The following is a 21235-nucleotide window of genomic DNA, read 5'->3' as shown; positions in this document are numbered from 1 at the left end:
GCGTCGAGCGGCCCCGCCTTGATGGACCGGCGCTCCTGCTGGCAGATAGAACACGTCTTTCGCCAGCAGGATTTCCCGCCATGAACGCCCAGACCGGACCGTCCCTCCCGACCTATGCCGATGTCGAGGCGGCGGCCGAGCGGCTGAAGGGCATCGCCCACCACACGCCGGCGATGAGCTCCGCCACCGCCAACCGGCGGACGAATGCGAGCCTGGTCTTCAAGCCCGAGAATTTGCAGCGCATGGGCGCCTTCAAGTTCCGCGGCGGCTACAACGCGATCGCCTCGCTCTCACCCGCGCAGAAGAAGGCCGGCGTCGTCACCTTCTCCTCCGGCAACCATGCCCAGGCCATCGCCTATGCGGGCCAGCTCTTGGGCGTGCCGACCACGATCATCATGCCCAACGACGCGCCGGCCGCGAAGGTGGCGGCGACGGAGGGCTATGGCGGGCAGGTCGTGCGCTATGACCGCTATACGCAGGACCGGCTCGCCATCGGGGATCGCCTCGCCAGCGAGCGCGGGCTGACGATCATCCCCCCTTACGACCATCCCCACGTCATCGCCGGCCAGGGCACAGCGACGAAGGAGCTGATCGAGGATGCCGGCCCCTTCGACATCCTGATCGTGCCGCTCGGCGGCGGCGGGCTGCTCGCCGGCGCGGCGCTCGCGGCGAAGACGCTCAATCCGGGCTGCCGGATCTTCGGCGTCGAGCCGGAGGCCGGCAATGACGGGCAGCAGTCGCTGCGCAAGGGCGAGATCGTGAAGATCGGCGTGCCCAAGACGATCGCGGACGGGGCGCAGACCGCCTTCCTCGGCGATCTCACCTTCCCGATCATCCAGCGCGACGTCGAGGACATCGTCACGGTGAGCGACGCGGCGCTGATCGACGCGATGCGCTTCTTCGCGGAGCGCATGAAGCTCGTCGTCGAGCCGACCGGCTGCCTCGCCGCGGCGGCCGCCTTCACCGGCGCCGTGCCCGTCGAAGGGCGGCGCGTCGGCGTCATTCTCTCCGGTGGCAATGTCGATCTGGCGAGCTTCGCCCGCTTCATCGCGCCGTCAGTGTGAGCCTCATGGTAAAGCTCACGCGGATTCCGCGTTGACGGCGGCCGCGCGAGCGATTATAGCCCCACCACTCGCGGCGGCCCGCGCAAGCTCGGCCGCCGCTCACGTGTTTCCAGCAAGGTAGCGGTCAGAACCGCCGGCTCAACGCCAGGCGACGGACCGTGATGAAGACGAGGACGTTTGGATGGCCAATACGACGTCGGCCAAGAAGGCCACGCGCAAGATCGCGCGGCGCACCGAGGTCAACAAGAACCGCCGCTCGCGCATGCGCACCTTCCTGCGCAAGGTCGAAGAGGCGATCGCCACGGGCAACAAGGCCGCCGCGGCCGAGGCGCTCAAGGCTGCCCAGCCCGAGATCATGCGCGCCGCGCAGAAGGGCGTGGTTCACAAGAACACCGCCTCGCGCAAGGTTTCGCGTCTCGCCCATCGCATCGGCGCGCTGGCCTCCTGAGCCACCTTCGCGGACCGCATCGCATCGCTTAAAAGCCCGGCTCGACGCCGGGCTTTTTTGTTGGCTTCAAGGCCCCCTGTTGCCGCCTCGCCACGCGCCGCCACGGAAGAAAAAAATCGTTACGGCAAGCCGATTCGGCAATCTTTCCACGGCTTTACGGACTTGACTCTCCGGGCGCTTTCGGGGCGCGGAATCGCTGCTTCAGCAGGAGTCTGCCGCACATGGAAAGTCATTATTTTTCATCATCTTAGCGGGCAAAGGATTTTGAGGCGAGAGAATCGCGGCGACTCCAAGGCACCCATTCGCCCCTTTGAAAAAAAAGATTCGGCCGCCGCGAGCGCGCCCGCTGTAAAGAAAAGATTAAGTTCCCCAACCAATTGCAGCCCCCCGACCCCGTTCGATCCGGGGGGGCGGAAGCCACCTCGCTCCGAAGCCGGCTGAAAGGGATATTGCAGCCCGTCGAGCGCGCCCTGTAAGGTCACTTCATCGCCGGGCGGACAGCAATGAACGCGGTGGCGGTTTCCATAGATTATCGGTGTTTTGGCTCGCGACCAGGGAGGTTGGAGAATGCGGCTCTTTGTCTTCTGTATTGAGATGAAGCGCGGCTCCAGCCAGCGGCGAGCCTTCCAAGCGTAATCGACAGAACCGGGATTTCCTGACCTGTCGGGCGGATGCGCCTGCCGGGCCGGGATCCTTTTTAACCGGACAACAGCGCCGGGAAGGCGGTTGCCTCTGCAATCGCCCCTCCGAAGGCGTGTTCAATTTTGAAGCAAATGGGGCCATTGATGTTCGAGCGGCAGCAAATCGGAGATACGGTCGAGGCAGCGTCGGTGGTGGTGACAATGGCGGTCGAGGAGACTGCTCCGGTCGGAGCAGAGGACGCGTCGCTCCAGGACGCCTGGGAGCGTGTGCGCCGGCGCCTGCGTGCCGAACTCGGCGAGGATGTCTTCTCGAGCTGGTTCGCCCGGCTCGAAATCGCCGGCATCGTCGGGGGCATCGCCTATCTCACCGTCCCGACCCGCTTCCTGAAAAGCTGGCTCGAGGCCCATTACGCCGAGCGGCTGCGGGTGAACTGCATCGCCGAGCTGCCGGCGCCGAAGGGCGTGCTGCTCTCAGTCCGCCAGGCTTCGCGCGACACCACGCCGGCCCCGCTGGCGGAAGCCGTGATGCGCAGCCGCCCCGCCTCTTCGACGACACCGGTCCCGGCCGAGGCGGCCAAGCCCGGCGCGGCGACCGCCCAGTCCGGCGAACCCGAGCTGGTCGATGTCTGCGGCACGACGCTCGACAGGCGGATGAGCTTCCAGAACTTCGTCGTCGGCAAGTCGAACCAGCTCTCCTTCGCCGCGGCCGAGCGCATCGCGGCGGCGCCGGCCGGACAGAGCCCTTACAACCCGCTCTATCTCCATGCCGGTGTCGGCCTGGGTAAGACGCATCTGCTGCAGGCCATCGCGCAGGAAGCCAGGCGGCTGGGCAAGCGCGTCGCCTATTTCACGGCGGACCGCTTCATGTACGGCTTCGTCGCGGCGCTGAAGTCGCAGACGGCGCTGGCCTTCAAGGAGAAGCTGCGCGGCATCGACCTGCTCGTCGTCGACGACGTGCAGTTCATCCAGGGCAAGTCGATCCAGCAGGAGTTCGGCCACACGATCAACGCGCTGCTCGATGCGGGCAAGCAGATCGTCGTCGCCGGCGACCGCCTTGCCGGCGAGCTCGAGGCCCTCGACGAGCGCATCCGTTCGCGGCTGGGCGGCGGTCTGGTTGTCGAAGTGGGCGAACTCGACGAAGCCTTGCGCGCCAAGATCCTGGCGACCCGGCTGGAAGCGCTGCAGAGCGCCCATCCCAACTTCCAGGTCAGCCCGGATGTGGTGGCCTATGTCGCCCGCGTCGTCGCCACCAATGGCCGCGATCTCGACGGCGCCGCCAACCGGCTGCTCGCCCATGCGACGCTGTCCGGCCAGTTCGTGACGCTGGAGACGGCGGAGGCGGCCATCCGCGACCTCGTGCGGACGCGCGAGCCGCGCCGGGTCAAGATCGAGGACATCCAGAAGCTCGTCGCGACGCGCTACAATGTCAGCCGCGCCGATATCCTCTCCGAGCGCCGCACGGCCGCGGTCGTGAAGCCGCGCCAGATCGCGATGTATCTGTCGAAGGCGCTGACCCCGCGTTCGCTGCCCGAGATCGGCCGGCGCTTCGGCGGGCGCGATCACACCACGGTGCTGCATGCCGTGCGCAAGATCGAGAAAGCGATCAGCGAGGACCGCTCGCTGCATGAGGAGGTCGATCTCCTGAAGCGCATGCTGCAGGAGTGAGGGAGCGGCCGCTCGCGCCTGTCCTGCCAAATGGTTGTGGTTGCCGGGATGCGCGGCCCTTGCGCGCCCGGCTGCTGTCCGGCAATGTCGCTGGCCATTCATTCGGGCCCGGGCCGTCATGCCTGGGCGGCTAGCGTCAGAAGACTAGACAATCATGAAGGTCACGGTCGAACGTTCCACGCTGCTCAAATCGCTCGGCCACGTGCATCGCGTGGTGGAGCGCCGCAACACCATCCCGATCCTGTCGAACCTGCTGCTCAGCGCCACTGATGGAGGCCTGCGCCTCAAGGCGACCGATCTCGACATCGAGGTGGTGGAGACGATTCCGGCCGATGTCACCGAGCCCGGCGCGACGACCGTGCCGGCGCACACCCTCTATGACATCGTCCGCAAGCTGTCGGACGGCGCACAGGTCTCGCTGGAGACCACCGGCGACACCGGCCTCGTGCTGCGCTCGGGCCGCTCGCGCTTCCAGCTCCAGACCTTGCCGGAAAGCGATTTCCCAGACATCACCGCCGGCGAGATGGCGCATCGCTTCGTGCTGCCGGCCGGCGAGCTCAAGCGCCTGATCGACAAGACCCAGTTCGCGATCTCGACCGAGGAAACGCGCTACTATCTCAACGGCATCTATCTCCACACCATCGATGTCGATGGCCGCCCGGTGCTGCGCGCCGTCGCGACCGACGGGCACCGGCTCGCCCGGGTCGACACCGCCGCCCCGCAGGGCTCGGCCGGCATGCCCGGCGTGATCGTGCCGCGCAAGGCCGTGGCCGAGATCCAGAAGCTGCTGGAGGATGGCGAGAGCGAGGTCGCGGTCGAGCTTTCCGGCTCGAAGATCCGCATTGCCGCCGCCGATGTCGTACTGACGTCGAAGCTGATCGACGGCACCTTCCCCGACTATCAGCGCGTCATCCCCTCCGGCAACGACAAGCGGCTGACGGTGGACAGGGGCGATTTCGCCGCTTCCGTCGACCGCGTCTCGACGATCTCCTCCGAGCGCGGCCGCGCCGTGAAGCTCTCCATGGCCGACGGACGCATGACGCTCTCGGTCACCAATCCGGATTCCGGCTCGGCGACCGAGGAGATCGAGGTCGATTACGAGGCGAGCCCGCTCGATATCGGTTTCAACGCCCGCTACCTGATGGACATCGCCGCCCAGCTCGACGGCGACACGGCGCTGCTGAAGCTCGCCGACCCGGGTTCGCCGACCGTGATCCAGGACCGCGAAGGCGCCTCCGCGCTCTATGTGCTGATGCCGATGCGCGTGTGAAGGGCTTTCGGCCGTGACGGCCGTTACGCGCCTGATCCTGCAGGATTTCCGTTCCTACGAGGCCCTCGATCTCCCGGTCGAGGGTCAAATCGTTGCGCTGATCGGCGAGAACGGTGCCGGCAAGACCAATATCCTCGAAGCGCTCTCGCTCTTCGCGCCCGGCCGTGGCCTGCGCCGGGCCGAGCTGCCCGGCATGGCGCGCCAGGGCGGCGACGGCAGCTTCGCCGCGTCCATCACCTTGGCCGATGAGGCCGGCCGGCTTGGTATCGGGCTCGGACCGCTCGATGCGGAGGGGCGCCGCCCGCGCATCGCCCGCATCGACGGCACGACCGCCGGCTCGGCGCTGGCCTTCAGCGAATATCTGCGGCTGGTCTGGCTGACGCCCGATCTCGACGGGCTGTTCCGCGGCGCCGCCGGCGACCGGCGCCGTTTCCTCGACCGTCTCGTGCTGGCGATCGATCCCGGCCATGCGACCCGCTCGAACGCGCTGGAGCGGGCTCTGCGCTCGCGCAACCGCATCCTTGAAGAGAGCCCCAATCAGGGACAATGGCTCGACGCCGTCGAGCGCGAGGTCGCCGAGCTCGGCGTCGCGGTCGCCGCCGCCCGGGCCGAGACGGTGGCGCGGCTCTCCGCCATCATCGCCGAGACGCGAGACGAGGCCTCGCCCTTCCCTTTCGCGGATATCGCACTCTCCGGCGAGATCGACGCGCTGGTTGCGCGCCTGCCGGCCGTCGATGCGGAGGATGCCTATCGCGACCTGCTGCGCCAGAGCCGCCACCGCGACCGCGCCGCCGGGCGCACGCTCGCGGGGCCGCAAGCCTCCGATCTGGAGGTCCGGCACGGGCCGAAGGATATTCCAGCCGGCCAGGGTTCGACCGGCGAGCAGAAGGCGCTATTGATCGGGCTCGTGCTCGCCCATGCCAGGTTGGTCGCCGCGATGAGCGGCATCACGCCGCTGGTCCTGCTCGACGAGATTGCCGCCCATCTCGATCCGCGCCGCCGCGCTGCGCTCTACGAGGGGCTGACCGGGCTCGGCTGCCAGGTCTGGATGACCGGCGCGGATGCGGCGCTGTTCGGCGATCTTCCAGCCGGGGCACAGCGCTTTTCGGTGACGCCGGGGCGGATCGATCCGCTCGATTGATCGGTCAGGCCACGGCTTGCGATGGGACGCTTCGTCGCGTTCCTGCTAATCTCGCGGGCAGTCTCGGAGGCTTTCCATGGACATCTCCAGCCTTGCCCTGTTCGCCGGCGTCTATTTCCTCGCCGTCGCCTCGCCCGGCCCCGCCATCGCGGCGCTGGTCGCGCGCTCGCTGTCATCGGGCTTCCGGCGCTCCTTGCCCTTCCTCGCCGGCATCGTCGCGGGCGATCTCGTCTGGTTCACACTGACCGCGCTGGGCTTGAGCGTGCTGATGCAGAGCTTCCACGGCGTCTTCGTCGCGATCAAATATGCCGGCTGCGCCTATCTCCTCTACCTCGCCTGGAAGGCCTGGACGGCGCCGGCCGAAGCACCGAAGCCCTCCGCTGCCGCCCGCGGCGAGGGTGCGCGCCTGTTCCTCGGCGGCATTGCGCTGACGCTCGGCAATCCCAAGGTCATGGTCTTCTTCCTGTCGATCCTGCCGCTGGTGATCGATCTCAACGCGATGAGCACGCTCGCCTTCGTCGAGGTCGCGGCGCTGATCGCCCCGATCATCACGGGCACGCTGATGGCCTATGCCTATGCGGCCGACCGGGCTCGGCGCCTCGTCGCCAGCCCGCGCGCGATGCGCTGGATCAACCGGACGACCGGCGGCGTGATGGCCGGCGCGGCCGCCGCGATCGCGACGCGGAGCTGAGCGGCCTTGGCTCTGGCGGCCGGCCTCATCGATCTCGGCTTCGCGCTGTTCCATGCCGCGTTCCGGCGGTTGTTCGGCTGGCCGGAGCGGCTGGCACCCTCGGGCAGCCTGAACACGGCGATCACGCAGACGCTCAACGCGATGCTGATCTTCGTCTTCCTCGCCTATGGCGCGACCTTGATCTGGCTGGCCGGGCAAGGCCGCGTCCACCCTGTGCTGCCGCTCGTGGGCGCCGCCTTCTGGGGCCTGCGGCTGACGCTGCAATTCATCTGGTTCGACCTCAAGCCCTGGCCGTCCAAGCTGATCACGGCGGTTTTCGCACTGGCGATCGTGATCCATCTCCTGGCGGTCAAAATCTGAGGTGCGCCTAATCCCCTCACCGTCATCCCGGACGAAGCGAAGCGGAGATCCGGGATCCATCGTAAAGCGCCGCGCCTTTCGATGGATCCGGGTCAAGCCCGGGATGACGGTGGTGGCTCCGAGGGAGATCGACACAAGCTTTGGCCTCGAAAGGCTGGCCAAGCGCGCCCGGCTGCGGCACATCCCTTGTCCATGTCGCCATCCCGCGAATCAGACGCCCGCGCGATCCTCAAATCCGTCTGGGGCTACGATGATTTCCGCCCCGGCCAGTGGGAGGTGATCGCCGCCGCGCTCAACGGCGAAGACGTCTTCGCGGTGATGCCCACGGGCTCCGGCAAGTCGATGTGCTACCAATTGCCGGCGCTGGTCGCGGGCGGGCTGACGCTGGTCGTCTCGCCGCTGATCGCGCTGATGCGCGATCAGGTCGGGCAGCTCGTCCGGGCCGGCGTCTGGGCCGCCTCGCTCAACTCGATGAATACCGAGGAGGAGGCGGCGCAAGCCTGGGACCGGCTGAATTCGGGCGATCTCAGGCTGCTCTTCGTCTCGCCCGAGCGGCTGGCCGGCGAGGGACTGGTCGGCCGGCTGAAGCGGCTCGGTGTGACTCGGCTCGCCATCGATGAGGCGCATTGCGTCTCGCAATGGGGCCATGATTTCCGCCCGGAATATCGCCTGCTCGCCAAGACGCGCGAGACGCTGGGCGGCGTGCCGGTGACGGCGCTGACCGCGACCGCCGACCGGCAGACCCAGGCCGATATCGCCCAGCAACTCTTCCCGCAGCCGCCGCGCATGGTGGTGCATTCCTTCGACCGGCCGAATTTGAAGCTCGCCTTCGCGCCGAAGGAGCAGCCGCGCCGGCAGATCGACGATTTCCTGCGCCGGCACCGAAACGGCTCCGGCATCGTCTACTGCTCCTCGCGCAGCAAGACCGAGCGTCTCGCCACGGCGCTCAGCGAAAAGGGCTGGAATGCCCTGCCCTACCATGCCGGGCTCGAACAGGAGACGCGCAACCGTAACCAGGACATCTTCCTGCAGGAGGACGGCGTCGTCGTCTGCGCCACCATCGCCTTCGGCATGGGCATCAACAAGCCGGATGTGCGCTTCGTGGTCCATGCCGATATGCCGGGCTCGATCGAGGGCTATTACCAGGAGATCGGCCGCGCCGGGCGCGACGGCCTGCCGGCGGATACGCTGACGCTCTATGGCGTCGACGACATGTCTCTGAGGCGCCGCCAGATCGACGAGAAGCAGATCGACGACGAGCGCCGGCGCATCGAGCACAAGCGCCTCAACGCGATGATCGATCTCTGCGAGAACGCGCTCTGCCGGCGCAGCGCCTTGCTCGCCTATTTCGGCGAGGAGACACCGCCCTGCCGGCATGGCCAAGCGCCGTTCCGCTGCGATCTCTGTAGTGCGGAGGCGCCCGCGTTGCAGGATGCGACGCTCGATGCGCGCAAGCTGCTCTCGGCCGTGATCCGTTCCGGCGAGCGCTTCGGCGCCGGCCATCTCGCCGATATCCTGACGGGCACGACGACCGAGGTCATCCGCCGGCAGAACCATGACGGGCTTAAGACCTTCGGCGTCGGCGCCGACAAGCCCAAGGCCGCCTGGATGGGGCTGACGCGCAAGCTCTTCGCCGCCGGGGCGCTGGCCGAGGCCAGCGCCGAGCATGGCGGCTTCAAGCTGACGCCGAAGGGCGAGGACATCCTGTTCGGCCGAGAGGAGATCGCGCTCCGGGCCGACCCGTTCGCCGAGCGACGCTCCCGCCGCTCGGAGCGCGACGCGGCCCGCGCCGACGGGCTCGACGAGGGCACGGCCGGCCTGTTCGAGCATCTGCGCAAGCTCAGGCTCCAGATCGCCCGCGAGGAGGGCGTGGCGGCCTATATCATCTTCACCGACCGGACCCTGATCGCGATGGCGCGCGAGCGGCCGCTGGGCCTGGACGAGATGCGGGCGATCGAGGGCGTCGGCGAGCGCAAGCTCGCGCAATATGGCGAGGCCTTCGTCGAGGCGATTTCGGAGTTTCGAGGCTAAGGCTCACCCTGCCTCGTCATTCCGGGCGGAGCGAAGCGGCGCCGATCCGGAATGACGAGGCAGGGGAACCAAACCGCCCCTCTACGCACACGCACGCGTAGGCGCGTGAAAAAGCCATCGTCTGCCCCTATATTGTCGTTTCGAATCAGGATCATCGCGGGCGCTCGCTCGCCCGCTCAGGGACCATTTCATGACCGATGCCGCGCTCAGCGCCCAGCCCGACGACTACGGCGCCGATTCCATCAAGGTTCTCAAGGGCTTGGATGCCGTTCGCAAGCGGCCTGGCATGTATATCGGCGACACCGATGACGGCTCGGGCCTGCATCACATGGTCTACGAGGTCGTCGACAACGCGATCGACGAGGCGCTGGCGGGTCATGCCAACCTCGTCACGGTGACGCTGAATGCCGACGGCTCGGTCACGGTCAGCGACAATGGGCGCGGCATCCCCACCGATATCCACAGCGAGGAAGGCATTTCGGCCGCCGAGGTCATCATGACCCAGCTCCATGCCGGCGGTAAGTTCGACCAGAACTCCTACAAGGTCTCGGGCGGCCTGCACGGCGTCGGCGTCTCCGTCGTCAACGCGCTCTCGGTCTCGCTCAAGCTGCGCATCTGGCGCGGCGGGCACGAGCACTACATGGAGTTCCGCCATGGCGACGCAGTGGCGCCGCTTGCGGTCGTCGGCCCGCAAGGCGACAAGCGCGGCACGGAGGTGACCTTCCTGCCGTCGCAAGAGACCTTCACCATGGTGGAGTTCGACTACAAGACGCTTGAACACCGCCTGCGCGAGCTCGCCTTCCTGAATTCGGGCGTGCGCATCGTCCTGACCGATGCGCGCCATGCCGAGATCGTGCGCGAGGAGCTGATGTACGATGGCGGCGTCGAGGCCTTCGTGCGCTATCTCGACCGCGCCAAGTCCTCCGTGATCGACAAGCCGATCATGCTGACCTCGGAGAAGGACGGCATCACCGTCGACGTCGCGCTGTGGTGGAACGACAGCTACCACGAGAACGTGCTCTGCTTCACCAACAACATCCCGCAGCGCGACGGCGGCACCCATCTTGCCGGCTTTCGCGCCGCGCTGACGCGCCAGATCACCGGCTATGCCGAAAGCTCCGGCATCTCCAAGAAGGAGAAGGTCTCGCTCACCGGCGACGATTGCCGCGAGGGCCTGACCGCGATCGTCTCGGTCAAGGTTCCCGACCCGAAATTCTCCTCGCAGACCAAGGACAAGCTGGTTTCCTCGGAAGTCCGCCCGGTCGTCGAGAATGTGGTCAATCAGGCTCTCTCGGAGTGGCTCGAAGAGCATCCAGGCGAGGCCAAGACCATCGTCGGCAAGGTGGCGGAAGCCGCTGCCGCCCGCGAGGCCGCCCGCAAGGCGCGCGACCTCACCCGCCGCAAGGGCGCGCTCGATATCGCCTCGCTCCCGGGCAAATTGGCTGATTGTCAGGAGAGGGATCCCGCCAAATCCGAACTCTTCATCGTCGAGGGTGACTCGGCCGGCGGCTCCGCCAAGCAGGGCCGCGCCCGCGAATACCAGGCCGTGCTGCCGCTGCGCGGCAAGATCCTGAACGTCGAGCGCGCGCGCTTCGACAAGATGCTCTCGTCGGATCAGGTCGGCACGCTGATCACGGCGCTGGGCGCCGGCATCGGCCGCGCCGATGCCGAGCAGGGCGGCTTCAACCTGGCGAAGCTGCGCTACCACAAGATCATCATCATGACCGACGCCGACGTCGACGGCGCCCATATCCGTACGCTGCTCTTGACCTTCTTCTACCGGCAGATGCCGGAATTGATCGATGCCGGCCATCTCTTCATCGCCCAGCCGCCGCTCTACAAGGCGGCGCGCGGCAAGAGCCATGTCTATCTCAAGGACGAGCGGGCGCTGGAGGAGTACCTGATCGATTCGACGCTGGACGGCGCGACCTTCCGCACCAGCGAGGGCGTGGAACGGGCCGGCGCCGATCTCAGGGTGCTGATCGAGGAAGCCCGCAACGTCCGCAACGCGCTGGGCCAGCTCCATTCCCGCTATGACCGGCGCATCGTCGAGCAGATGGCGATCGCCGGCGTGCTGCATCCGGTGAGCGAGGAGAACGAGGCCCAGGCGAACGAGGCGGCAGCCTCTGTCGCGCGCCGCCTCGATGCGATCTCGGACGAGCTGGAGCGCGGCTGGGAAGGCAAGGTGAGCGAAGGCGGCTTCGTGTTCTCGCGCATGATCCGCGGCGTGAAGCAGGCGGCGACCATCGACGCAGGCCTCCTCGCCAGTGCGGAAGCCCGCAAGCTCGATGCCGCGGCGGGTTCCCTGCAGGAAGCCTATGCCAAGCCGGCGATGCTCACCCGCAAGGGCGATTCCTTCCCGATCAACGGCCCCACCGACCTGTTCGATGCGGTCTCGACCATCGGCAAGAAGGGCGTCGCGCTGCAGCGCTACAAAGGACTGGGCGAGATGAACCCCGACCAGCTCTGGGAGACGACGCTCGATCGCGACGTGCGCACGCTGCTGCGCGTCAAGAACGACCAGAACGACGAGGCCGACGACCTCTTCGTCAAGCTGATGGGCGACGTCGTCGAGCCGCGGCGCGAATTCATCCAGACCAACGCGCTGAACGCCACCGTCGACATCTGATCCCGCTGCAATGTAGGGGCACCCTAAAGCCTGACTCTCTGGCCGGGTTGTCGGACTCAAATGACGTAGATCTTCGACTCGGGTCGATGCTGCGTTTGATGCAGTCGTGCGGGCGGGCGAATGAGCGACAGCGTTGGGCTGGTCTGGATATCGCCCCGCTGGGCGCTGCGATTCCCCATCCCCGACTTGTGGCTTGGGGCTCGCAAGAGTAGTGCTGCCGGCACTACCGTAAACCAACCAATGGCCGCGGTAGTTCCGTCATGACGCGTAGCCTCATGGCCCGTACGATCGGCTGACGCGGTTCGATCACATATGATCCCCGGTAGTGCCGTCTCGACGCAACCTGATTGTTGGAATGAAAATTGACTGATCGGTCGTCGCAATCGACGGAAGAGACGAAACCGACCTTGAAAGGGTCGACTTCGGTCGCGCTCACGCAGGACGGCGAACGCAGTCAGACTGAACTGGCCGACGCCAGCAAACAGAGAGTGCGCGAACTACGAGCGCTGATGCGCAAACAGAAGCGCGACAAAAAGGCACCGTGAAGCCTCGGTATAGTCAGCCTTGGTGCGACATGGGAAGTTTCAGTCGAGGTCCCAACTACCGCGCTCATGCTCGGGCAGCGGATCCTGGAAGCGCTCGTCGATGGCGATCTTGCCCTTGAGCGTTCCAAAGCGTCGTTTGCCCCGTGGCGCAATGGGCGCCAGACGCACAACCGGCACGCTGCGGCGGGTGATGACCACGTCTTCACCCGCCAGCGCCTTCGCAATCAATTCGGACAGTTGGATTTGTGCTTCACGGACCGAGAACTGGGGCACGAGCATATCCCTTCCAACTTGGCCACACCGCATCTCAGGCCGCTGACCAGCGCTTTTGGGTGAGGCCGTCCAGTGCGCGTATAGCTTGCTCCTGATCGTAGATGTAGCCGCCCAACTCTGAGTACGGAGCGATGGGAGGCACGCCCAGCCGCTGCAGAGCGGCAACCGCGGTCATCGAGCCCTTTTTGCCGATGTGCTCCGAAGCCTCCGTAGCGAGGATATAGGTTTTCTCGAACCGTTCGACCTCTTCCAAGGTGAACACGACGGAATGGCCGCGCTTCCCCCCGCGGAGGATGCCAGCTCGGACCAGATTGGCCATGAGTTTTGAGACAATCCTAAGCCTTTCGCCGACTTGCCGGGACTGGAGGACAGGAATTTCTGCGATCTCCGCCTGCCTGTCCTCCTCCGCCTGCCGCTCGACTTCGAACTGCCGAACCGCTTCGACGAACTCTTCGCGGTCGAAAATGTAGGCCTTGATATCTGGAGGCCCGAAGGCCGGCTTCAATCCAAGGCGCTTCGAGAACCAAACTGGATTCATCTCAGGATCTTTGGTGTTCGCTTCCAGCGCCTCAGCGACGTCCCTTCCGCCTAGATACCGATCGCGAAAGCCAGCGAGTTGGGTCGCGGAGAAATCGAACTGGCCGCCCTGTCGGGTTGACGTGAGGAGCCCCCTCTTTTCGATAAAGGTTATCGTGTCGCGGTTGATGCCCACGAGCTCCGTGATCTGCGAGGCGGTGAGGTGCTCATCAGGATCGAACTCGAAACGCGGCGCCTCCTCAATCACAACGGAGTTCAGGCGTTCGATCTCTGCCAGCGCGCATTTTCGCTCGTAGAGATAACCCGAATAGTCCGGCGGCCCGGCGACCAATTTCTGATCTCTGAGCAGATTGATTGCCTTTTGAGCAGTACAACGGAGGAGCTCTCCAGCCTCGACTGTGGTGAGGAAGCGGGCACGAAAATCGCTGACCGCATCCTCACTGATGCGCCGCCCGCGACTGTTGACCTCACTGGGAAGGATACCGGCGCCAATAAGCTCCATTCCGAGGATGTAAGGGACCTGGAGCTGACTGAGAGCATGTTTCGGTGTGAGCCAACCGCCCGCAGAATACGATTCGGCCTTGGTTTCCGACTGAGACCAACTTCGGATCGCTTCTTCAGTTTCCCGGCGATGGTAGATGAACCGCTTGGCGAATTCCCGCTCGCCGACTGACTTGACCCCTATTGTTTTCAGGAGCTGGTCGGCCGATTGCCAGCCTAACAGGCCGAAGGTCTCTGCCAACTTGCTAGACGTGGTGTAGAGGTCGTTGAACTCGTCAATATGCTGCTTCGAAACGCTGTAGCGGTTTCCCGTCTTCACAAACGGGAGGTAGCCAGCATCTCGAACCTCCTTCGCGGCCGCCGGCGTAAGCCCGATCTCGGCACTGGCTTCGAGGAAGGTGCGCATGTCCCCGCGGTCTTTCTGCAGGGCAGACTTGATGTCGACTACGCGTACCTTGAGGCGAGTTAGTCCTTCCGCATTGTCGTCGATGGCGCACACCGAAAGGTGACCCGGAGGTCAAGAGCGTGCCTAATCCTAGTATTCAGCGCCATTTTGGGGGAAGCGTATCCATTCTCAAAATCGTTTATCGTCTTCCGCGAGACTTTGGCATTTTGCCAAAGCCAAGACTGCGAGACATTCGTTAGTCAGCGAGCAGCCTGGCAAAGGAAGCCGGGCAGAGGCTTATCGGCAGGCATTGGTATGAACCCGGTCGCGGTGAGAGGCGCGGGCTCTCCATCACCCATATAAAAAATTTTCATACTGCCACTAAAATTCCAGCGCGGCGATTGTCGCTGAGGTTTGGTCTTCGCTTCTTGCGTCCTCCCAAGGGTCTCAACGGTCAGCCCGTCTGACGCGCGATCAAGAAGCTGACTTGCCCGCGCTCGGCTCGAAGCGAGCTTGGAAGGCGAGGCTGATCGCGGGGCTGACATCGATGCGCCTGCGTACGACTTTCAAGAACCGGCCGAAGGAATTGGTCGCAGGATTGTAGGATCGGTCGATCGATCCTTGCAAACGCGGGAGCCTACCAATAGCGCAGATTCCCTTCTTGGGGTGCCGCGGGCGTTCATATTCTAAGGATGCTCAGTAGATCGTCAGCGCCGGCACGTAGCTCACTAGCAGCAGCACGAGCATCGCCACCCCAAAGAAGGGCCAGAGCTCGCGCGTGGTCTCGCTGAGCGAGGGTCAGAACCAGCGGCGGACCTCGGCCTTGTAGCGGCGGTAGTCGTCGCCGAACTTCGCTTCGAGATAGCGCTCCTCGCGGGCGATCACCTGCGTCTGGATCCCGATCAGCACCAAGGGGAGCAAGGCGAAGGCGATCGGCCAGTCGAAGGCGATCGCAAGGCCGGCATAGACAAGCGCCATGCCAAGATACATGGGATTGCGGGTCCACCGGTAAGGACCGGTCGTTGCGACGAGGGTCGTTGGCTGCGAAGGCGGAACGTTGGTGCCGAGCCGCCGGAACAGCCCCGCCGCCGCAAGCATCATCGCCGCGCCGGCAACGAACAGCAGCGCGCCCGTCGCGACCAGCAACCGCCAGTCGATGCCGAAAGAGCGCAGGGCGACGAACCGCTCCGCCGCCAGCCCCAACAGCAGCGCTCCCAGATAGAGGAAGGGCGGAGGGAAGCGCACACCCGCGCTGTCCGGCTCGACGGCCATGCTCATCTCCAATCTGTGCTCTCAAACCAGCATCGACTGCTGGGAGAAGATGCCCGCCATCGCGCCTTGCCATGATGCCGTGGTCACCGAGGGGATGACGGGGTTGGTGAGGTCCCCCGCAGCGTAGATGCCGGGCATGCTGGTTTCGCGGCGCTCGTCGACCTTGAGGACGATGCCAAGAGGCGTGTCGACCGTGGCGAGACCCAATGCTTCATGCAGGCTTGCGGACGGCTTGTTGCGCGGATGCGCGAACAGGATGTCGACCGCGACATCGGGGCCGGTATCGAGCTTGACGGTGGCGCCATGCTCCCCGTGATGGGCGACCTCGGTGATCCGGCCGTCGACGACAGGTGTGTTGCGACGCCCCAGATCAACCCGGACATCGGGCGGAATGTCGTGACCATCGGCGAAGACGGTCAACCTGTCGGTCCAGTCGTGGAACAGCCTGACCTGGTTCATCGACTGCGGGCCGGACCAGACGAGGCCCCAATGCTGGTCGGCGACTTCAAAGCCATCGCAATAGGGGCAAGGGATGATGGATGTGCCCCAGCTTTCGGCAAAGCCCGGAACAGCAGGCATCTGGTCGACAACGCCATAACTCAGGATCAGGCGGCGCGCGCCAAGGCTTTCGCCGTCGCCGGTGAGGACGGAGAAATTGTCGATGGTGCCGGAGATGCTGTCGGCCCGGGCATTGACCAGCTTGATCGCGGGATAACGCGCCAGTTGCTGTCGCGCCTCGGCCAGGATGTCCAGCGGCGGCTTGTGATCGTGGCCGAGCATGCCATGCGAGCGGCCCGCGAAGCGATTGCGCGGCAGGCCGGTATCGAGAACGGTGACCTTGCGGCGGGCGCGGCCGAGCTGAAGGGCGGCGGCGAGACCGGCAAAGCTGCCGCCAATGATGATGACGTCATCCATGGTGATGGGCTCCGTGTTGCGGATGGAGGGAGTTGGGCTGGACCTGGCGCTGACTTGGGCGCGAGCGAGGCCGATGGTGGAAAGCGCGGCCAGCTTCAGCAGGGTTCGTCGTTGCATGGTCTCTTGTGTTTCAGGTCGGCAAACGTCCGACGACCGCACTTGCGTATTTCGGAAACTGTATGGTATCGTATTTTGGGAATTACGATACTGTCAAGGACCAGAATTTTCGTGACCGAAAACAGCCGGGGCCGGCGCGGCCGGCCCGCCAACGAGGCGCTTGGCCAAACGATCGTCGACACCGCGGGCGAACTTTTTGCGGAATTGGGTTTTCAAGCGACGACTTTGGACAAGGTCGCCCAGCGAGCGAAGATATCCAAGCTCAGCATCTACAGGCACTTCGAGAACAAGGAGGCGCTGTTTGGCGCAGCGTTTGCGGCCCGCTGCCATCAGTTAATACCGCAGGCCCTTTTTGAAGGCGTCGACGGTTCGGCCGAAGACCAGCTCATGGCGGTGGGATCATCGCTGCTTCGCACGCTGTCGAGCCCGGAAGTCCGCAATGTCGAAGCCATGGTCATGGCCGACGTCACGAGTCAAACGTCGTTGAGCAAGCTCCATTACGAAGCCGGACCCGCCCATATCATCGCCCAAATCGAGGCCCTGTTGCGTCAATTGCACGCGAAGGCGCTTCTGAACGTGCCCGATCCACTCCGGTCGGCCCGCTTGTTTGCCGCGCTTTTCAAAGGATCCGATCTCCTGATGATCGCCCGCTTCGACGAGGCGAGAGCAGAGGACGACAACGAAATCGAATCCTATTGCCGGTCGGCCGTCGCCATGTTCATCGCCGCGCACGGCGGCAAGGACCGCGCGGGCGGATAGCATGCCTCGCATCTTGGCCCTGACATCGACCTTCGGCCCGCCCGAAGGCGCCAGCGCGACGTCTGTTGTCGCGATAGGCCAAGCCGTCCGCGCGAACTGGCCGAGCAGCGCGTTCGGAATGAAGCGGGTCCGATTGCCGTAGATCCGTCTGACCGCCCGTGCCTGCGGGCGGATCACATGAGCGGCGCGCTGAGGGATGGCGTTTGCTCAGAACGATATGAGGACGTTGCCCTGCTTCTTCGGCGATGTGGCGGCGTCGACCGCGGCGTTGATGTCGGACAGGTCGAAGGTCGAACCACTGTCGAAAAGCTTGGGTGAGGTGCGCGCGATATCGATCGCGGCGTCGTAATCGCGCGCCTGGTCTTCGGCACTGGTTTCCGAATGCCACGTGCCGATGGTCGCACCGCGCAGCGTCAGTGCCTTCGGCAGGAACATTGTCATGTCGGCCGGGCCTTTGGCGAGGAGACCGAACGAGATCAGCGTCCCGCCCTCATTCAGCAGCCAACCGCTTTCGGTGACCATCTTGCCGCCTACGCCGTCGATAATGAGCGGGATGTCGTCACCTGCCGCCTTGCGAACGGCATCCTGCCACCCGTTGGTTTCGGTCGGGACGATGTCGGTAACCGGGAGCAGTTCGGCGAGCTGCTTCGCGCTGTCCTCCGAACGGACAAGACAGATCAAGGGGAGGCCTTCCCGCAGCGCCAGCACGGCGATGAGCTTACCTACGTGTGATGAGGCGGCTGTCAGCACGATACGCGTAGGACGTTTGCCGACGGTCTGCTCCGCGACGCGGAGCACATGAAGCGCGGTGATCGTGTTGAGCAGCATCTGAGTTGCCACATCATCGGTGATATCGTCAGGAACCGCGACCAGCGAGCGGGCCGGGAGATCAACCGATGTCTGCCAGGTGCCGTCGCCCATGAAAGCCACCCGCGTGCCAATGTCGATGCCCGTTCCGACCAATGCCTCCGGACTGGCTTCCTCGAATATGCCGACCCCTTCCATGCCGGGGACGCGTCCTTCGGGAATGTCGTCGTGGCTCGACACATAATGCGCGGCCATGACCTGGAGATCGGCGGGATGGATCATGCTGCGCGTCAGCCGCACCCGCACCTTGTCGGCCGCGAGTGGCGGCAGCGGAATATCCTTTTCGGCCCGCAGAACCTCCTGGGGGCTGCCGAAGCTGTAATGGGCCACACGACGCATCGGGTTTTCAAGACTCATCGGATTCTCCTTCGAAAGCGGCCTTGCCGCGCGCTTCAAAGAGGATAGGGTGCACAAACACCACCACCAGTACTTGCCTTTTTGTAAGTGTTAATTTGAGGTGATTGTGATGCCAGGGCCTGCATTTCGCTGCGGCATGGAAGCCGTAGTCGACCTCGTCGGAGGCAAGTGGAAGTTGCTGATCCTCCACTATCTTCACGCCGACAGACTAAGGTTCAGCGAGCTCCGTCGGCAGCTTGGTAACGTCAGTGAGAAAATGTTGAGCCAGCAGCTCAAGGAAATGACCCGCGACGGATTGGTACGCCGGATCGACTTTCAGACGGTGCCGCCCCATGTCGAATACGAGTTGACGCCGCTGGGATTGGACCTTTCTGGATTGATGACGGCAGTCGCCGACTGGGGCAATCGCAACATGGAGAAGTTCTGTACGATAAGGGCTCGATCTATCCAGTCAGCAGCCGAATTGCCGTGAGATGATGATGCTTGAAAAGGGGGTCTCGGGTCGAAAGGCAGCAGTTAAGTCGGTCGGGTATGGTCGTCAAAAGCGCCGGGTGGAAGCGCCCAGGAGCCGTTAGGGTCAGGACCCTTTGCTGTGATGGCCGCGATCTGGTTCAGGCTCCGTGAGGAGACTGGCATGAGCGACCTGTTTGGCTGACGGAAGTGCAGATGGAGCGGCTCCGACTGTTCTTTCCGAGGAGCCACGGCAAACCGCGCGTTGATGACCGACGGGTGCTGAGCGCCATCGTATTCGTCAACCGGAACGGAATGCGATGGCGAGACGCGCCGAGCGCCTACGGCCCGCACAAGACGCTCTACAACCGATGGAAGCGCTGAGGTGAAGCGGGCGTGTTCACGCGGATGATGGAGGGGCTGGCTGCGGTCGGTGCCGAGCCGACAACGGTCAGATACGATAGGCGGCACTACCATGTGCCCTTCGGTGGCCGAAAGGGCTCTAGCTACGGTTCGCGTGAGCAGGGCGCCTACGCCAAGGAGTTCTATATCACCGTCAAGACGGCCTACACGCTGGCCTGAGACAGCATCCGAACATGGCTCGTACATCTTCTCCGCCCAACGGGAATTCACCGCTTGCTCTGGAAGGGTGATCATCGCTTCCGGGACGGTTGTTAGTTTGGACCTAATCGGTAAGGCACGACAAATCGGCTATCATGATCGACGTGGATTGAGCCGCCAGCGGGCGGAAACGCACGTTGCGTGCAGTCGCTTCGCTCGCAAAGACGACAGCTGGTCCCGATTTTCACGACTTGCTTCGGATTTGTGATGTCTAATTCGTCAGCATACACAACCTGTCCCGCATCCCTTAGCTCGCAGCCCAATCCGATGGCGTACCTACGTCGCGGAGCAGAATGGCCTATTCCCGCCTTCGTTATTGCCTGGGCTAGCGACAGGTATCGTACGCCATCGGGCATTTCCGCGACCTGCACCAAAATTCGATCAGGCGTCTCAAATGCTTCGTGGACATTCCAAAGGGGGCAGGCGCCGCCATAGCGAGCGAAGCGCAATCGGGTCGCGCTGTGTCGCTTGGTAATGTTTCCGGCCCTATCGACGCGCAGAAAGTAAAAGGGGATACCCATCGCCTTCGGCCGCTGAAGGGTCGATAGCCTATGACCAACCTGTTCGAAGCTCGTGCCAAACAGTCTTGCAAGAAGGCTGAGGTCATGGCGATGCCTTCGCGCAGAGGCGAGGAAATCCGTGTACGGTAAGAGCACGGCCCCGGCGAAATAATTCGCCAGCGCGATTTCGCAGACGGCACCGGCGTCCGCGCTGCGGAACGTCGCATGTCGCACGGTCTCGTCGATCGCATCCCGAGCTTCGAGGAGTGCAAGTTGATGCGCGAGCGCAAAATTTTGGCTAGATGATTCAGCATAGCCGTCGATCGCGATCGTTTTTGTGCTGCGATCGAGCCGCCGCATTGCGCGCTCAGAGCCTAGTGACCGATCAAAAACGACCTTGAATTTATGTCGAGTTGCCAGGCGGTCTATGAGGGCTTCATGGAGAACGGCCGGTTCGGCTCGCAGCTCGGCTCGCAGCGCTTCGCCTTGATGGTCAAGGCTGTCAACGTAGTTTCCAATCCGGTGGAAAAAGTCCCGAACCTCGTCATATGGAAAAACCAGGCCCGCCCTCGCGGTAAGCTGCTCTGACGAGAGCAAAGTGCCGTCTAACGCCTGATATTTGTCCTCCATTGCGCGATATGCTGCCTGCAGATGGACAACGGCCCGAGCGATGCCGGGAGCATATTGAATCGTCGCCTTGAGTTCGGCCTGACCAGTCGGCACCGTGGCCAAGATGGGTTCTGCAAGCGCGTCGCGAAGATCGACGAGTAACCGGTGCTCATCGTTTTCCGAGAATGCCGACACATCCACTTTAAACACCCGAGCCAATTCAACGAGCACGGCGGCGCTCAAAGGTCGCTGGCCATGCTCGATTTGATTCAGATACCCGGCCGATATGCCAAGTTTCTTGGCGAGATCGCCTTGGGCCCAGCCGGCCTCTTCCCTAAGCCTGCGGACGGCAGGGCCTGCAAAGAGCTTACGTCGCATTGCAAATTTGTTGGGTTAGCATTTTAGCAGTTTGGCACTAATTTGCGAGATCGAGAAGTCGCTTTCGCATAAGCCCCAACCTGGGAAGTACAAGGCTGGGGCTTGCCTATGCGCGATATTCTCGAACAGCTCGAATCGCGGCGCGAGGGCGCGCGCAAGGGCGGCGGCGAACGGCGCATCGAGGCGCAGCACAAGCGTGGCAAGCTCAC

General features: G+C 64.2%; 18 protein-coding genes and 1 pseudogene. 13 read left to right on the top strand and 6 right to left on the bottom strand.

Annotation, left to right across the window (positions count from 1 at the left end; translation table 11 throughout):
• Positions 1-80: 80 nt before the first annotated feature.
• From GGC47_RS11765 to GGC47_RS11720, 10 genes are all read left to right on the top strand, one after another.
• A complete protein-coding gene (locus tag GGC47_RS11765; protein ID WP_370954997.1) occupies positions 81-1064 on the top strand; it encodes a threo-3-hydroxy-L-aspartate ammonia-lyase in 984 nt (327 codons plus the stop codon).
• A gap of 181 nt (positions 1065-1245) precedes the next feature.
• Positions 1246-1512, top strand: a complete 267-nt coding sequence (gene rpsT / locus GGC47_RS11760) for a 30S ribosomal protein S20 (protein ID WP_038365000.1) — start codon at positions 1246-1248, stop codon at positions 1510-1512.
• A gap of 842 nt (positions 1513-2354) precedes the next feature.
• Positions 2355-3818, top strand: a complete 1464-nt coding sequence (gene dnaA / locus GGC47_RS11755; RefSeq protein ID WP_051988271.1) for a chromosomal replication initiator protein DnaA — start codon at positions 2355-2357, stop codon at positions 3816-3818.
• Between the two features lie 154 nt (positions 3819-3972).
• The gene (gene dnaN / locus GGC47_RS11750) at positions 3973-5088 is read left to right on the top strand and encodes a DNA polymerase III subunit beta (RefSeq protein ID WP_112762424.1); all 1116 of its coding nucleotides are present in this window, start codon (positions 3973-3975) and stop codon (positions 5086-5088) included.
• A gap of 13 nt (positions 5089-5101) precedes the next feature.
• The gene (gene recF / locus GGC47_RS11745) at positions 5102-6229 is read left to right on the top strand and encodes a DNA replication/repair protein RecF (RefSeq protein ID WP_370954998.1); all 1128 of its coding nucleotides are present in this window, start codon (positions 5102-5104) and stop codon (positions 6227-6229) included.
• A 76-nt stretch (positions 6230-6305) separates the two neighbouring features.
• Complete coding sequence (locus GGC47_RS11740; protein WP_142022450.1) at positions 6306-6920, top strand: LysE family translocator; 615 nt, start codon at positions 6306-6308, stop codon at positions 6918-6920.
• Positions 6921-6926: 6 nt separating this feature from the next.
• On the top strand, positions 6927-7280 hold the full coding sequence (locus tag GGC47_RS11735; RefSeq protein ID WP_142022451.1) for a hypothetical protein: 354 nt from the start codon (positions 6927-6929) through the stop codon (positions 7278-7280).
• A 192-nt stretch (positions 7281-7472) separates the two neighbouring features.
• Positions 7473-9311 (top strand): DNA helicase RecQ, encoded by a 1839-nt coding sequence (gene recQ / locus GGC47_RS11730; RefSeq protein ID WP_142022452.1) that lies wholly within the window; start codon positions 7473-7475, stop codon positions 9309-9311.
• Positions 9312-9501: 190 nt separating this feature from the next.
• Positions 9502-11940 carry a DNA topoisomerase (ATP-hydrolyzing) subunit B gene (gyrB, locus tag GGC47_RS11725; protein WP_038365008.1) on the top strand — a complete coding sequence of 813 codons (2439 nt, stop codon included), beginning with the start codon at positions 9502-9504 and terminating at the stop codon, positions 11938-11940.
• A 362-nt stretch (positions 11941-12302) separates the two neighbouring features.
• Positions 12303-12485, top strand: a complete 183-nt coding sequence (locus GGC47_RS11720; protein ID WP_142022453.1) for a hypothetical protein — start codon at positions 12303-12305, stop codon at positions 12483-12485.
• 39 nt (positions 12486-12524) lie between these two features.
• Here the strand turns inward: GGC47_RS11720 and GGC47_RS11715 are convergent, their stop codons facing one another.
• The 4 genes from GGC47_RS11715 to GGC47_RS11700 form a co-directional block, all read right to left on the bottom strand.
• Positions 12525-12764 (bottom strand): type II toxin-antitoxin system Phd/YefM family antitoxin, encoded by a 240-nt coding sequence (locus GGC47_RS11715; RefSeq protein ID WP_210245679.1) that lies wholly within the window; start codon positions 12762-12764, stop codon positions 12525-12527.
• 28 nt (positions 12765-12792) lie between these two features.
• Positions 12793-14202, bottom strand: a complete 1410-nt coding sequence (locus GGC47_RS11710; RefSeq protein ID WP_429068125.1) for a hypothetical protein — start codon at positions 14200-14202, stop codon at positions 12793-12795.
• Between the two features lie 777 nt (positions 14203-14979).
• Positions 14980-15453 carry a methyltransferase family protein gene (locus GGC47_RS11705; RefSeq protein ID WP_142022455.1) on the bottom strand — a complete coding sequence of 158 codons (474 nt, stop codon included), beginning with the start codon at positions 15451-15453 and terminating at the stop codon, positions 14980-14982.
• 21 nt (positions 15454-15474) lie between these two features.
• Positions 15475-16368: an NAD(P)/FAD-dependent oxidoreductase gene (locus tag GGC47_RS11700; protein ID WP_185747988.1), complete on the bottom strand. Its 894-nt coding sequence runs from the start codon at positions 16366-16368 to the stop codon at positions 15475-15477.
• 228 nt (positions 16369-16596) lie between these two features.
• On the opposite strand from GGC47_RS11700, the gene GGC47_RS11695 reads away from it, so the two are divergent.
• Complete coding sequence (locus tag GGC47_RS11695; RefSeq protein ID WP_142022457.1) at positions 16597-17244, top strand: TetR/AcrR family transcriptional regulator; 648 nt, start codon at positions 16597-16599, stop codon at positions 17242-17244.
• Between the two features lie 207 nt (positions 17245-17451).
• Here GGC47_RS11695 and GGC47_RS11690 read toward each other — a convergent pair whose 3' ends face one another.
• The gene (locus GGC47_RS11690; protein WP_142022458.1) at positions 17452-18468 is read right to left on the bottom strand and encodes a zinc-binding dehydrogenase; all 1017 of its coding nucleotides are present in this window, start codon (positions 18466-18468) and stop codon (positions 17452-17454) included.
• 109 nt (positions 18469-18577) lie between these two features.
• On the opposite strand from GGC47_RS11690, the gene GGC47_RS11685 reads away from it, so the two are divergent.
• Together GGC47_RS11685 and GGC47_RS11680 are read left to right on the top strand one after the other, a co-directional pair.
• The gene (locus GGC47_RS11685) at positions 18578-18940 is read left to right on the top strand and encodes a winged helix-turn-helix transcriptional regulator (RefSeq protein WP_210245680.1); all 363 of its coding nucleotides are present in this window, start codon (positions 18578-18580) and stop codon (positions 18938-18940) included.
• A 162-nt stretch (positions 18941-19102) separates the two neighbouring features.
• Positions 19103-19380: pseudogene (locus tag GGC47_RS11680) on the top strand (transposase); the annotation flags it as partial.
• 212 nt (positions 19381-19592) lie between these two features.
• On the opposite strand, the gene GGC47_RS11675 reads toward GGC47_RS11680, so the two are convergent.
• Positions 19593-21026 carry a helix-turn-helix domain-containing protein gene (locus tag GGC47_RS11675; RefSeq protein ID WP_142022461.1) on the bottom strand — a complete coding sequence of 478 codons (1434 nt, stop codon included), beginning with the start codon at positions 21024-21026 and terminating at the stop codon, positions 19593-19595.
• Positions 21027-21235: the final 209 nt, after the last annotated feature.

The sequence above is a fragment of the Allobosea sp. OAE752 genome, from assembly GCF_050433265.1.
GTDB classification, from domain to species: Bacteria; Pseudomonadota; Alphaproteobacteria; order Rhizobiales; family Beijerinckiaceae; genus Allobosea; species Allobosea spartocytisi.
Note: the sequence above shows the minus strand (reverse complement) of the source record. Positions and strands in the feature narration are given on the sequence as shown.